Here is a 14,019-nt window from a genome sequence, read left to right on the forward strand (position 1 = left end):
AACCAGGTCCAGCATCGGCGGCGGTATCGCCAGGCGCTCCATGAAGTCCCAACCAGTTGTTGACTCGACCACAAGATCGAAACGGATACGCCCGCGAGGAGGGCACATGAGCAACGGCAATGGAGTAACGGCGACCCTGTCGCAGGTCGCGGACAACGCGATGGAGACCGCGTCCGGCATCGCGCACAAGGCCGAAGACGTCGTCAAGTCGGTACGCAAGGCGGCCGCCAAGGCCCGCAAGAACGCCGAGAAGACCGCCAAGGAGGCCGGCGAGTCGGCCGGCAAGACTGTGGCCAAGGCGAAGAAGGCGGCCAAGAAGGCGGTCGGCTCGGCCAAGAAGAAGCTGGCCGCGGCCAGCGCCGCCGCCAAGAAGGAGGCAGCCGCGCTGAAGGGCCGCAAGGCGGCGAAGAAGGCCGCCAAGAAGACCGCGAAGAAAGCGGTGAAGAAGGCCGCACCGAAGAAGGCCGCCAGGAAGGCGGTGAAGAAGGCCGCGCCGAAGAAAGCCGTCAAGAAGGCGGTGAAGAAGGCCGCACCGAAGAAGGCCGTCAGGAAGGCGGTGAAGAAGGCCGCGCCGAAGAAAGCCGCCAGGAAGGCGGTGAAGAAGGCCGCACCGAAGAAGGCCGCCAGGAAGACGGTGAAGAAAGCCGCACCGAAGAAGGCCGCGCGCAAGGTCGTGAAGAAAACGGCAGCGAAGAAGGCCGTGAAGAAGGCCGCTCCCAGAAAGGCGGCCAAGAAGAAGTAAGCAAGCCCCGAGCCGTAACCCCCTCCCCCGACCGGGGGAGGGTTCAGGCAGAACCGCCCCGGCGCATCGCAGCACGCGCCCCGGCACGCACCACCGCAACAACGCATCAGGAGCAGGGCCGATGGCCGTCAAGATCGACAAGAAAATCAAGGGCTACAGCGTCGTCACCCCGGAAGACAAGGCCAAGCAGGCCGAGGCCGCCAAGGCCGAGGCGGTCAAGCGCGAAGCGGCCGAGGCCGAGGCGCTCGGCGACAACGTCATCCAGATGCACGAGCGCATCGAGCGCCCCGAGACCCTGATCGGCTCCACCTACAAGCTCAAGACGCCGCTGTTCGAGCACGCCCTGTACGTCACGATCAACGACATCGTGCTCAACGCCGGCAGCGAGTTCGAGCAGCGTCGCCCGTTCGAGATCTTCATCAACTCCAAGAACATGGACCACTTCCAGTGGATCGTGGCGCTGACCCGGATCATGTCCGCGGTGTTCCGCAAGGGCGGCGACGTGACCTTCCTGGTCGAGGAAATGAAGGCGGTGTTCGACCCGCGCGGCGGCTACTTCAAGGCCGGCGGCGTCTACATGCCGTCCCTGGTCGCCGAGCTGGGCAGCATCGTCGAGGACCACCTCAAGTCGATCGGCATGATCAAGGACCCCGAGCTCAGCGAGGCCCAGCGCAAGCTGATCGCCGAGAAGCGCGCCGCCTACGCCGCGCTGGACTCAAAAAAAAACTCTGAAATAAGCCCGGCCGGCGCGATGCCGGTCGTCGAGGCCCCGGTCGTCGCCGACGACCGCAGCGGCGAGCTGTTCCCCGAACCCCGGGTCCGCGCCGAGCGGCGCGAGGAAGACGTCGAAGTCACCGGCGACGGCGGTGTGTCGTTCCCGCCGTCGGCGACCATGTGCCACAAGTGCAGCACCAAGGCGCTCGTCATCATGGACGGGTGTGCGACTTGTTTGAATTGTGGGTATTCGAAGTGTGGGTGATCTTTCCAGCTTATAGCCACTAGGGGGCGAGATGTGGGGACGCCCATAAGGCGCTAGTTTGACCCCCAAAAGACGCTAGTACGAGGGGCATAAGATACTAGTAGTGATGGCTCGCTCGCGTGGGGCGCTGTGACCGAAGGAAGGCCCCAGAGTTGGGATATTCCAGCTGCGAGTTCGGCCGTTGTCCCCCTACAAGGGCCGTAGTTTTGCTACATTTGCTCTGGCTATGAGTTGCGCATCTCCCCTCGACCATCGAATACAGGCGTGATCGAAGAGATCGATCGCGCCCCTGTAGCTCAATGGGTAGAGCAGCGGATTTATATCCCGTCAGCGCCAGATAAGCGGCTAGTGTCGGTTCGAGCCCGACCAGGGGCACCACTACAACCCTGCCTGGAGCATGCATGGCATGCGCCTGTTTCTCGACTGCGAATGGAGTGACCCCGAGGGCCACCAGCTGGTCAGCCTGGCGCTGGTCGATGCGTCTGGCCAGCATCGGTTCTATGCGGAGCGGGATCCGTTGCCGAGCACTCCATCGGACTTCGTTCGCGAAGTCGTTTACCCGCTGCTCGACCGCGGGATCACCGCGTTGCCGGACCTTGCATTCACCGAGGCCCTGCGCGCCTTCCTGGCGAGCTTCGAGGATCCGTTGATCCTGGCCGATGCCGGCGAGGACTTCGCGCTGCTGTCGCACGCGTTGGGCGGTTTCGGGCAGCCGGGCTGGCCGCCGGCGCCGCCTTGGCGCCCAATGCTGGTCATCTTCGGCGACGTGCTGATGCGCATCGAGGACTACTTTGACGCCCGGCCAGAAGCCAGGGAGAGGCGCCATCACGCGATGGTCGACGCCGAGGCATTGCGCTGGGCATTCGAGAAGATTGGAGGCGCCAGGTCATGACCCGGCTGTTTCTCGACTGTGAATGGGCCGACAACCTTGGCCGCGAACTGGTGAGCCTCGCCTTGGTCTCCGAGGACGGCCAGGATCGCTTCTACAGCGAGGTTTCGCCGCTCCCCAAACACCCCAACGACTTCGTCCGGGCCGTTGTCTATCCGCTTCTCGATCACGGCTTCCATGCCCGGCAGCCCATCGACCTTACTCGAGATCTGCGCGCCTTCCTGTCACGGATTTCGGAGCCCTGTGTGCTCTTCGACCACCCCGTCGACGGCACCCTGTTCGGCCATGTGCTCGACGGCTTTGACCTGCCGGTAGCGGCACTGGCACACCTGCGGCCTGTGCCCAAGGTGGTGACCACCCTCATCGCAGAGTGTGATGCCATGCGTCGCCAGATAGACCGCTACTTCATCGAGCACCCCGAGCAGGTCGACCGCAAGCACCATGCCATGGTCGACGCCGAAGCGTTGCGCTGGGCGTATTGCAGGGCGCTGAAGGTGGACACACCATGACCAACTCACCCAAAGGCAAGACCATCGCGCTGGACGCAGATGGTGTCCTGCTCGACTACAGCACGGCCTACGCGCATGCCTGGGCCAAGGCTTTCGGCACGCTGCCCGAGCTGCGTGATCCACAGGCCTATTGGCCGATCGACCGCTGGGCCGTGGTTCGTCTCTCCGGAGAACGTCTGGCCACCTTCCGTTCCGCGTTCGACGAAGCGTTCTGGTCGACGATCCCGGCGATCGTCGGAGCCGTCGAAGCCTGCCAGCAACTAGTCGATGCCGGCTATCGCCTGGTCTGCATCTCGGCCTTGGACGAAGCCTATGCCACGGCCCGGCAGCGGAACCTGGAAGTGTTGGGATTTCCGATCGCGGATGTGGTCGTGACCGGTGGCGAGGCCGGAGAGGTCAGCCCGAAAGCTGCGGCCGTCGTGAAGCTGCAGCCACTGGCGTTCGTTGACGACTACCTGCCGTACCACCGCGGTCTGCCGACGGGTGTGCACAAGGCGCTGATCCTGAGAGCGCCGGGAGGTTCGCCGAATGTCGGTGCAGAACTGGCCCACGTGAACTCGCAACACATCGATCTGCGTGCCTTCGCCGAATGGTGGTTGGGTGAGTCGCTCCGGGATTCGCCGGCGTAGCGATCCGCGTTGACGTGATAGCACGTCAAACGATGAGTAGGTCCGGCCTGTCAATCTCGTTCCTGTATGAGTTCGGCCATATCGTGCGTTTCGGGCAGTGGCCGCGGCTGTGTTGTGCTCATCGCTCTAGGCGAAGCTGCGATTCCCCCGCATGCGCTGCAGCTCCTCGTCGACAAGCGATTTGGGCAACTGAAACAGGTCGAACAGAGCGTATACCGGACTCAATACCTCATGCACCAGCTCGGGTAGGCGATCGGCGATCTGGTCGCTGGGCACAGTCAACGACGTGCTGTAGTAGTCCTGCTGGGCAAAGTGACCCTCGTCCATCCAACGATTGCCTTGCAGTACCGCCAACTGGCGCCCGGCCAGGCCTTTCCAGGTCAAGTAGAAGGTCACCGGACGCGGTTCGCCGGTCAGGCGTTGTGCGACATGGGCCGCGTGCGACAGGCATTCACCCATGCGCCATACCGGTAGCGTGATGTCAAAGGTAGTGCCCGGCGCGACCGTGTCACGATGGGAGTCTTCATCAAAGCCACGCAGCAAGAACAGGCGCCCAGCCGGACTGGCGCGCCAGAAGTCGGCGTGCGCCGGGTCCGAGATGCGCTGCTTTCCCTGCCCCAGATAGCACTCCAGTACATCGTCGTATTGATACGGACGTATGCCGTCGCGTGTGGGCACCCACCACGGTCGCCAGCCGGTGAAGCCGGGCACGGTCAGCAGCAAGTCCATCAACTCGGCCGGTGTGCGTTTGGGAATGTCGCCGGCAATCTGATAGGCCACTGTGTAGTGGCCTGGTGGATCGGTCGGCTCGGCGTGTGTGGCCGGTGGTGCTAGGGAACACCAGCGTTCCAGCCCCGCTTCGGCAAAGGCCTTCAGCTCGTCCAGGAGCGAAGGGGTTGGTGGCGATGCGGCGACGTTACGCCCATCGAGCACGCCGCGGATCGCATCGAGCAGGTCATCGCGGCCCGCTCGGATACAGCGATCAAGCAGGTCACGCCATTCCACAGCGTTGGCTGGCTCAGCGCTCTCGGGGGTGGGGCGGCGCGTATAGACGCGGTGGGCGATCAGCGTTTTCTGGTCGGGGCTGCCTTTCTTGGCCATAATCGGCGCCCGATGTCCCCCGGGTACGTGCACGATCGGATGCACGCCGCCGTCCGATTTGCGAGTCGCGCGCTCGACTGTGACTTGGAAGGCCGGATCGGCGTAGGTGGTGACGATGCGCGCAATAAGGTCTTGCGAATAGGCTTCAAGCGTGGCCGGTCGTGGCAGGTGGCACTCAAACGATCCGTCCACCAGTTCGTTGAAGCCCAGCACTAGGTAACCGCCGCCGTGGTTGGCCAGCGCGATGACGGCCTTAGCGAGTGTGGCTTGGTCGTCTTTGCTGGTTAGATCCAGCCAGCACTTGACCTCGATATTCAGCGCCTCGCGCGGGTCATCCACGAGCGCCTGCAGGTGTTCGGCGATGTCAGCCAAGGCAGCAGGTCCCTTCGAATCCCACGATGCAAGATACATCATGCTCTGGAGTGCTATCAGGCTTCGATGACGCGTCCGGCCCAATGGTTACATGGATCCCAGGCATATGTAGACGGCACGCGCATGCGTCTGCCCCAAGGCTCATGCGTGTGCATACTTTCGTTGTTCTAAAGCTAGCGAACATACTATAACGATAATAAAATCAATAACTTGGGATTGATTGTGGCGGCCTGGGCCGATATAGTCCGGACTGGATCGGTCAAGGGCGACACTGTCGTGCAAAAGCTGGGTTCCGACGTCGAATCGACGCTCCTTCAGCAGTACGGGGGATTGCTCGACTCCGCCACCACAGCTCGCTTGCTGGGTTATCCGAGCACGGACGCCTTGAGCAAGGCTCGGCGTCGTGGAGTTCTTAAGTTGCCCATGATGCGTATCGCGCACCGTCGCGGCTGGTGGGCTACGCCCAAGGACGTCGCGGCCTATCTGGCAGGCCTGCAATCATCCGTAGCAGGAAACAGCAAGGGCCGACCTCCCGTTAGCTCCCGCCGAGGGGCGAAGGAGGCGGCTCAGGATACTCACGTGAAGGGGGGCTCCACATGATCTAAGCGCCGATTGTCTGACTATCCAACTCCGGGCTTAGAAAGCACAAGGCCCAGATGCTCCTGGCAGAGCATCTGGGCCCAAAAAAGCGATAGAGCTTAGCCTCGCTTTGTCGCCATGGTGCCCCCCTCCCGTCCCCGTGTCAATGGGCCTTCATGGCCCACGGGCGGGTTTTGCCCGGATCCCCTTTGATGCCGATGAAAAATCCCAGTTTATGGGAGCGCCGGCTTTGAGGATGATCCTATGTCAACCAAGCACTACCGAAGCTGTTCACCTTGGTCGGGCCTGCCTTGCTCGAAAGTCGCCCAAGACCGTTCCTTCCCTCTCTACATCACGCCCCCAGCCAACGGACAGATTCGCGTCCGCCGCCTTGTGCATCGCGGTGCCCCGCGGCCGGCGTACAAGTTCTGGTCCTTGAAGCTGGGTCGCATCGTTCAATGTGAGTCTGTCCTGGAAGTGGAGGTGGCCCAACTCCTGGATGCGTCTCCTGAAGTTGCGGAGTTCTCCGAGCAGCCCGCCTTCATCAATTACGAGATTGCCGGGCAGCGGCATGTGCATGTGCCAGATTTTGTCGTGCGAACCACAGACAGGCGGGAGTTCATTGAGGTCAAGTACTCATACACCGTCGACGACGAGGTCAGGCGCAGAACGACTCTACTGGTCAACAGACTGGCTCACTTCGGTTGGGACTACAGACTGCTGACTGACGCCGAAATCAACCGAGGATCCTGGCTATCAAATGCCCGTGTACTACTCAGGCGTGGCCAGGAATCTGGATCGTTGCCGTGGTCGCTGCAAACCTATGAGCGGGTGAGGCAGCACGGGTCAATCCGTCTGGAAGACTTCGGCTGGTCAGTGAGTCGAAACCAACAAGCAGCTTGGATCGCGAGCGAACTTATCAGGGGAAGGTTGTGGGCTGACCGCTCCATGCCAATAACCGCGCGGACACCAGTCTGCCTACCGGGTCGCTCCAACACCTGGAGGACGCTGCCATGGTGAAGGGAAGCTTCCAGGTGGGACAGCGCTTCTTCTTTCAGGATGAAGCCTGCCGCTTCGTGCGCAAAGCAGAGCCGAACATGTGGACCTTCGAGTGCCTATCATCGAATAGGTGGCGCGAAGAGAGCCTGGAAAACCTGCTCGCCTACTGGAGTGAGGGAAAGCTCCAGTTTCCAGGTGGAAGTGAAGCAGGACGTGAGGGCCGCGAAAGTGCATACAGGGATGCAGCCGTCGAGGCGTTCCGTCAGTCCTACCCTGGCGACCTCTGGCGCCGGGCGAAGGCGAAGCTGGTGTACGTCACTCGTCTGCGGCGAGCACCCCTGACCGAGACAATCATCAAGCCCCTCATCCAGGAGATCTACGATGATGAGAAGCTCTGGAAGGATGGTCAGCCATTCAAGAATCCGCCTCATTTCACGACGGTGGCCACGTGGCGGCGCTCCTATCATGAGGCGGGCGAAGACATCCGTGCCTTGTGCGATCGAGATCACTGCAAGGGGAACAGTGAATCGCGCTATGGCTCAGAGGTGGACGAGCTAGCTGACGACGTTATTGAGACTTGTTACCTGAAGCCAGAGCGGCCAACCATCGAGAGCTGCCTGGAAATACTTAGAGGACGTGTCGCCAGGGCCAATCAAACGCGGCTGGAGTCAGAGCGACTTCAGCGGCCGACGTATGGCTATCTCAAACACAGGATCTCGAACCTCAATCGATACGAAGTGTGCGTAGCGCGTTACGGGAAACGGTTGGCCGATATTCGCTTCAGAGCGGCCGGGTTGGGGCCTCGTGCCGACGCTCCGCTTGCCCGCGCCTCCATTGATCATTGCCAATTGAATGTGATGGTGGTGGATGACGAGACAGGACTACCGCTGGGGCGTCCTTGGCTCACCCTCGTGCTGGATGAGGCCACGCGATACATCCTTGGCTTCTACCTCGGATTCGAAGAGCCGAGCGCGGTGAGCGTGGTCCGAGCTACACGCTGCGCGCTGATGCCGAAAGGGGAGCTTCTTGCAGAGTGCCCTGACCTCGCGAATGGTTGGGATGCATGGGGCGTAATGGAGGTACTGGTCGCCGACAATGGAATGGAACTTCATGGCGGTACCTTGGAGAACGTCATAGGCCGATTTGGCATCGTCCTGCAGTTCTGCCCTAGGAAAAAGCCATGGTTCAAGGGAAAGATCGAACGATTCTTCGGAACAATTAACACTGGTCTTCTCGACACCCTTCCAGGAAAAACCTTCTCCTCGATCAGTGAGAAGTTCGACTACGACCCGGCCAAGCACGCGCTCGTTGGTTTGAAGGCGTTGCGCCGGGTGATCCTGACGTGGATCGTCGACATCTATCACCAGAAATCCCATCGCGGTCTTGGAACAAGTCCGGCAGCCGCCTGGATGACAGATATATCCAGCGTGGACCGCTGGCTTCCCCCCAATTCGCTATCGGTCCAAGCGGCCTTCAGTCGCAGCGCTACTCGCCGTCTGACACACAAGGGAATTGAGTTCGACGGTCTTCTATACAACTCGAACGACCTGCGCGCGTTGCGTGAACTTCACGGGAGCGAGATCACGGTCGAAGTCAGGGTCATGGACGATGACATCGGCAGTCTCGTTGTGGTGTCACCGGATGGACACGAGCTCATCCGCGTGCCTGCTTTGGACCAGGCCTATGCAGCCGGAATGACTCGTTGGCAGCACAGAGTATGCAAAAGGTACCAGCGCCGATTGAGGGACGACGATGGACTGGACATCCGTCTTCTGGAAGCCAGAGAGCGTATCCAGGCGGCACTTGAACAGGAGCGTGGAAAGGCAAAGCGTCTGTCCAAACGCATCGGTCGGTTCCTTGAGGGAAGTGACAGGAACGCGTCAATGAAGCCAGAGGCGGAAGAGGTGGTGGCTCGAAACGACGGTCTTGAGTGTCTGAGTATGCCAGATACTGAGGCAGGGCTGACCTGCGGCGATGATGGGGAAGGCGACTGGGTGCCCGAGCTGTCCAGCCGACGCGTCGATGTAGTTGTAGGAGACGCTCATGGAGTCCGTTGATCTCTCCAGCCATTGGAATCTAATCGCCAAGATTCGCGTGGATCATGAGGCATTCGTTCACGGAAGAAGAGAACTGAGTCTGGCGCTGCGATCGGTTGGCATGTCGGCTAATCCGATCTGTCTGCATGTGATAGGCGACACGAGAACAGGTAAATCCACCCTACTGGGGGACTTCGTCCAGCAACATGCACGAAGGATCACTCGAGAGGGCATGAAGCAAACTGTGGTCTACGCAAAGATCCCAGAAAATGGCACCGTCAAGGGACTGCTTGAGGATCTACTCAAAGCATTGGGCGACCCATACTGGTATCGGGGGTCGAAAACTAATCAGACCCATCGCTTGCTTACTCTACTCGAGAAAGTCGGCTGCCGAATGATCATTCTGGATGAATTTCAGCACCTTTCGGACAAAGGCCAGAGGAAACGCCTCAGAAGCACTGCGGACTGGCTAAAGATGCTGGTGGACAGCAAGCAGTGGGCGTTGGTGGCCGCAGGTCTTCCGGAATCCGCATCGGTAATATGGAGTAATCGCCAACTGCGAGAGCGATTCTACGCACCAATCATGCTGCCAATGTTTGACTGGCGGAACGCTGCGGAGCGGAGGCAGTTTCGAGGAATATTGAAGGCTTTTCAGGTACAGCTCCATCCCTTTGAGCTTCCAGATCTGGCGGGTGATGCCATAGCGATCCGCATTTATCTGGCAACTGCCGGCCGAGTCGGCAATCTGGCAAAGTTGTTGGAGCGCGCGGTGCATAACGCTATCGAAGAAGGTGTCGCGAAGATCCGTATCGAAGATCTGCAGACGGCTTTCTATCAGGCTGTTTGGTATGCGGCGAGGTTTCCTTTAGCCAAGGGGCCGTTCGGGGAAGGGGACGACGAGTACCGGAGTGAAGTGCTTCTGAGTCAGGTCGTGGCTATCGCAAATGAAGACAGCTACGCAGACAATAGCGGAGAAGTTAGCGTCACGTGCGATATGCCTGTATCCACCGAAGTCGTCCAGATCACCAGGGAGCGTAAGCGGTTCGCCCGTAGAGCAAAGGAAGCGCTGAGGGGGACAGCATGAGATTGGTCGTTACGCCCACTCCGCTTATGACTGAGTGCGTGACAGGCTATTTGCATGCCCTGTGCTCAGCCAATGGGTATCCCAGACCATCTTTCCTGCTTGCTGGGATAGTTGAGCATTCTCGCAAGAACGGATATCGACAAGTGACTTCCGGGATGCTTCGGGAGATGGCGGGAGTCTCGGAGGCAGTGTCAAAGCGACTATGCCTGGAACCACCAAAGCGTGGATCGCGTGCCACTGTGCGATTGCTCGGTCAGGAGATTCATACTTCTGAGCTTCGCATGGATGCGTTTCGTATTTGTCCGGTCTGCATTGCTGAAAGCGAACGGCATGAAGCGGCTTGGCACCTCAAATTGGTCAACTGGTGTGCGCGGCATCGTATCCGGTTGCTCGAAGCATGTACTTGCTGCGGGAAAGCCTTGGATTGGAATAGACCTGCGCTGGGAAAATGCAGATGTGGTGCGGATCTGACCACTCAAAGGGCGGCCGCGCCGGAGTGTACGGAGGCGTTGGCTTGGCTGACTGCAGCTATAGAAGCTTCACTCTATCGTCGCCACGACATCCGCCCATTCCCGGAGCAGATGTCGCATCTCCAGCACTTGAGCATCTATGCGATCAGCCGCTTGGTCTTTGTGTTGGTCGAGCAACTGCCGAACGACGGGGGGACGATCATTCACGGACGAAGGAGAGACCGTCCCGTGACTGCAGGCCAGTTGGAGAAAGCGGCGCAGATTCTCAATGATTGGCCGCATGCGTTTCAACGTCATCTGGCTGATCGTTATGCGGAGGCAGTGCAGGGCGACATATTTGGTAGCGGATTCCGCAGCGCCTTCTACTGGGCACTTCATACATTGGATAACGCCAAGCAGGCGTCGGCAACGTCCGAGTTCGCGTTTCTAAAGGAACAGATCTACTGTTTCGGCGCCAAGTACTTGCCTCGTGAGCGCCTAGTTCGTGGAGACCGGGTTCGGCTTCCAGTCTCCAACGCATGGGGTACGATCCTCGAAGCCGCAGCAGAGATCGGGATGGATCCCAGGACCCTCATCAAGCGTGTGAAGTCGGGTGAAGTTCCCGCTATCCAGGCGGACTACCAAAGACGGAACAGGAATCTTCTGGTTGATATGGAGTGGCTACGTCGCTGGAAGGTATCCCGGTACGCCCCTGTGCACGTGCGAGATGCCGCGGAAACCATCGGAATCTCAGTGTCGTTGCTGTTGGCATCCAGGGAGGTGGGAATCTACGAATCCCGTCATCACGCCAGAAGAGCCAAAGGATTCTCGGAAGAGGACGTTGCTTCCTTTGCGAAAGTGCTGTTACGGCTGGCCAAGCGATACTCAGTCGATGGGACGCCTGGAGGAATTACCGAGAATGGGGTGAACCTTCGAACGACAAAAAGCATTGTGCGTCGAATCGAGCTGCTTCGTGATCTTAAGCAGAGGCATCACGAGATGTGGGCGCCTGACGAAAGTCGAGCTGAGACGAGCGGAAAGAACGTCGAAGTTGAAGTGAGTGGCCATTGCCCCGTGATCGTAGGTAGGGATACAGATGGTCAGGGTCCCGCCAGCCTAGCCGCCCTGTACCCCAGAGGGGGGGAGGTGCTCAGATCTGAAAGCGTTGCAGAGATGGTTGACCTGCTTGTGGACAGAGGGGTCAAGCGCAAAGACATTGCTATCGCAGGAGTTGACGATGGCGATAGGAGGATGAGCGATGCGGCTCGACAGGAATTTGTCGCCCATTGGGAGGGTGAGTGGCGACGGCTTGAGAGCATCCAGGATGAGTTGTGTAAGGAGATAAAAGATTGGGTATTGGATAGAAATGTCAAGAAGTATCTGTGGGGCTTCGAGGGAAGAGATGCCAATAAGCTGGAGCGCGAAAAGAAACTGCTTGGAGTCTGGCTCCCCGTATGGGGAGGGCGAGTGTATCCGTCGTTCCAGTTTGATGGGCTCAATGTGAGGGCTGGGATTGAGGAACTTCTGCATTTGCTACCAGAAGATCCTCATGGGTGGATCCAAGCGAGGTGGCTTTCTACGCCAAGCGAGTGGCTTGACGAGTGTCGCCCCCTGGATGTTGTAGAAGGAAGCATAGATGCCGTCATAGATGCGGCGCGCTTAGTTAGCGTGAATCAGTATGGGAGGTGGGCGCTGAGGTGACGATTGGACGTGGAGCTTCATAGAGCTGTTCCGACGTAGCTCCAGTAGGGCAGTGGGCGGATCGCCGCCCATTACTGTGTGCGGGCGTGTATTCGCCCAGTGACTATTCAGCGCTCCTACAAGACCCATCCTGGCAGCCACTGCTCTGGCACAGGGTCGTGCGAGCATTGCGCACAGCGCTTCTGTACTTTCTGTCAGGACGGCGATGCCGGTTCTTCCGTGCCGGTGGCGTTTTCATCGGCAGCTAAGTAGTCGTGGCACTCGTTAAGTTGCTCGGGGTGATCTGGCTTCAACCTACCTACACCCTCGGTATCGGCTTCGCTCACGCTTGTCGCAGAAATCCAGTCGTCGCTTCCTCGGCAGACCTAGACGTTCGAACGGAGATCGAGTTCATTGAAGTGGGCTTTCTGCCATCCTTGGCTTTGAGGGTAAAGAGTCGAGTGTCGCGCGAGTTTGGCGGCACAGGCTTGTGCCCAGGTTCGAGTGATCGGTCACGCGCAATGACTTCGTAATCGCAAGAGGTGGTGGCGGTGAGAAGGGCGAACGATGTGGCTTGAGTTGCCGCTTGGGCGAGTGGCAACGTCTCAAGAGTGGCCAAGATGGGTTCTGCGAATGAGTGGGGCAGGGTCGCAGGCTGCTGCGAACGGACGCTATGGGGGCCATAATGGCATCTCTGGACAGCACCCAGTGGCGAGAATGGATAGACAAGGGACCAATTCAGAAGCGCGAGTTTTCTTGGACTACCAATCGACCACGCCCGTCGACCCCCGCGTCGTGGGCGCCATGCTGCCCTACTTCACGGAGCAGTTCGGTAATCCGCATTCCGTGGAACACAGCTTCGGCATCCAGGCGCAGCAGGCAATTGAGGTGGCTCTGGCTGGCATTGCTGACGTCATCGGGGTGTCAGCGGGCGACATCGTGATTACATCCGGAGCGACGGAGGCCAACAACCTGGCACTACGTGGGTCACTGCCGACTGGCAAGAAGGCGCACCTCATCAGTGCCCTGACAGAACATCAGAGCGTCCTAGGCACGCTGGCTGCTCTGAAGGAAGATGGTCACGCAATTACATTGGTTACAGTAGATGGGGATGGACTGATTGATCCTGAGGCTGTTGAAGCCGCTATCCGGCCGACGACTCGCATCGTTTCAGTCATGGCGGTCAACAGCGAAATCGGAGTTATCCAGCCGTACGCGGATCTGGGGCAACTCTGCCGCTCGCGTGACGTGCTCTTTCACGTCGATGCCGCACAAGGCTTCGGTCGCGTGCCACTTGATGTGAAGCGCAACTGCATCGATCTGATGAGCATTTCCGCGCACAAGATCTATGGCCCCAAAGGAGTGGGGGCATTGTACGTGGGGCCGGCGGCGCGATCGCGCATGCGTGCGCAGATCACCGGCGGTGGCCAACAGGGGGGGCTACGCGCCGGCACCATGCCAACGCCTCTTATCATCGGGTTTGGGGAAGCGGCCCGGCTGATGAAGGAGGAGGAGACGACAGAGGTGGCCCGCCTGGCAGAGCTGCGTACCCGACTGTGGACGCAACTTGTCGAACAGATCGGTGGCGTCCATCTGAATGGTAGCGCCGACCAGCGCTGGGTAGGCAACCTCAATCTGCGCTTTGAGGATGTGGATGCTGACAGCCTGATGCTGATGGTGCCGTCCCTGGCCCTCTCCACGGGGTCGGCTTGCACCGCGGGGACCCCAGAGCCATCCAAGGTCCTGCGGGCGCTAGGGTTGTCCCCGGAGCAGGCGTCGCAGTCTGTGCGCATTGGGCTAGGTAGGATGACCACCACCGATCAGATCGACCGGGCTGTGGCCTTGATCACGGACGCAGTGGGCCGCCTCAGGGGCTAGTCCTCCTCGTGGCGCCGCAACATTGACTCACGAGGAGCTACCGATCGATACTGGTCGGTGAGGCGGCGGAGCCTTTAAGTATAGGCAGGACGC

Annotated in this window: 12 protein-coding genes, 1 tRNA gene and 1 pseudogene; 13 read left to right on the top strand and 1 reads right to left on the bottom strand. The window is 59.8% G+C overall.

From position 1 onward, the window contains the following. Positions 1 to 160: 160 nt before the first annotated feature. The 6 genes from C9I47_RS02960 (at position 161) to C9I47_RS02985 (ending at position 3,748) form a co-directional block, all read left to right on the top strand. The gene (locus tag C9I47_RS02960; protein ID WP_407067491.1) at positions 161 to 742 is read left to right on the top strand and encodes a hypothetical protein; all 582 of its coding nucleotides are present in this window, start codon (positions 161 to 163) and stop codon (positions 740 to 742) included. Between the two features lie 121 nt (positions 743 to 863). Then, positions 864 to 1,721, top strand: coding sequence for a TSCPD domain-containing protein (locus C9I47_RS02965; protein ID WP_111265417.1), 858 nt, complete (start codon positions 864 to 866; stop codon positions 1,719 to 1,721). Positions 1,722 to 2,006: 285 nt separating this feature from the next. Further along, positions 2,007 to 2,099, top strand: a tRNA-Ile gene (locus C9I47_RS02970). Between the two features lie 28 nt (positions 2,100 to 2,127). Beyond that, the gene (locus C9I47_RS02975; RefSeq protein ID WP_111265418.1) at positions 2,128 to 2,613 is read left to right on the top strand and encodes a 3'-5' exonuclease family protein; all 486 of its coding nucleotides are present in this window, start codon (positions 2,128 to 2,130) and stop codon (positions 2,611 to 2,613) included. Then, entirely contained in the window at positions 2,610 to 3,119 is a 510-nt protein-coding gene (locus C9I47_RS02980; RefSeq protein WP_111265419.1) for a 3'-5' exoribonuclease, read from the top strand. The genes C9I47_RS02975 and C9I47_RS02980 overlap by 4 nt, the downstream gene beginning before the upstream one ends. Further along, a complete protein-coding gene (locus C9I47_RS02985) occupies positions 3,116 to 3,748 on the top strand; it encodes an HAD family hydrolase (protein ID WP_111265420.1) in 633 nt (210 codons plus the stop codon). The genes C9I47_RS02980 and C9I47_RS02985 overlap by 4 nt, the downstream gene beginning before the upstream one ends. Before the next feature lie 126 nt (positions 3,749 to 3,874). Here the strand turns inward: C9I47_RS02985 and C9I47_RS02990 are convergent, their stop codons facing one another. Beyond that, positions 3,875 to 5,221: an AlbA family DNA-binding domain-containing protein gene (locus tag C9I47_RS02990; RefSeq protein ID WP_190238586.1), complete on the bottom strand. Its 1,347-nt coding sequence runs from the start codon at positions 5,219 to 5,221 to the stop codon at positions 3,875 to 3,877. 843 nt (positions 5,222 to 6,064) lie between these two features. Between C9I47_RS02990 and C9I47_RS02995 the strand changes: the two genes are divergently transcribed. The 7 genes and pseudogenes from C9I47_RS02995 (at position 6,065) to C9I47_RS03015 (ending at position 13,926) form a co-directional block, all read left to right on the top strand. Beyond that, complete coding sequence (locus C9I47_RS02995; protein WP_111265422.1) at positions 6,065 to 6,820, top strand: TnsA endonuclease N-terminal domain-containing protein; 756 nt, start codon at positions 6,065 to 6,067, stop codon at positions 6,818 to 6,820. After that, entirely contained in the window at positions 6,814 to 8,856 is a 2,043-nt protein-coding gene (locus C9I47_RS03000) for a Mu transposase C-terminal domain-containing protein (RefSeq protein WP_111265423.1), read from the top strand. Before C9I47_RS02995 ends, C9I47_RS03000 begins: the two co-directional genes overlap by 7 nt. Beyond that, complete coding sequence (locus C9I47_RS03005) at positions 8,843 to 9,919, top strand: TniB family NTP-binding protein (protein ID WP_111265424.1); 1,077 nt, start codon at positions 8,843 to 8,845, stop codon at positions 9,917 to 9,919. The genes C9I47_RS03000 and C9I47_RS03005 overlap by 14 nt, the downstream gene beginning before the upstream one ends. A 26-nt stretch (positions 9,920 to 9,945) precedes the next feature. Further along, positions 9,946 to 10,248: pseudogene (locus C9I47_RS18235) on the top strand (TniQ family protein); the annotation flags it as partial. Next, positions 10,205 to 10,390, top strand: coding sequence for a hypothetical protein (locus C9I47_RS18065; RefSeq protein WP_262982920.1), 186 nt, complete (start codon positions 10,205 to 10,207; stop codon positions 10,388 to 10,390). The pseudogene C9I47_RS18235 and the gene C9I47_RS18065, both read left to right, overlap by 44 nt. 110 nt (positions 10,391 to 10,500) lie before the next feature. Then, positions 10,501 to 12,069, top strand: coding sequence for a hypothetical protein (locus C9I47_RS03010; protein WP_223250409.1), 1,569 nt, complete (start codon positions 10,501 to 10,503; stop codon positions 12,067 to 12,069). Positions 12,070 to 12,804: 735 nt separating this feature from the next. Further along, entirely contained in the window at positions 12,805 to 13,926 is a 1,122-nt protein-coding gene (locus tag C9I47_RS03015) for a cysteine desulfurase family protein (RefSeq protein ID WP_190238588.1), read from the top strand. Positions 13,927 to 14,019 lie beyond the last annotated feature (93 nt).

The sequence above is a fragment of the Marilutibacter maris genome, assembly GCF_003233695.1.
Taxonomy (GTDB): domain Bacteria; phylum Pseudomonadota; class Gammaproteobacteria; order Xanthomonadales; family Xanthomonadaceae; genus Marilutibacter; species Marilutibacter maris.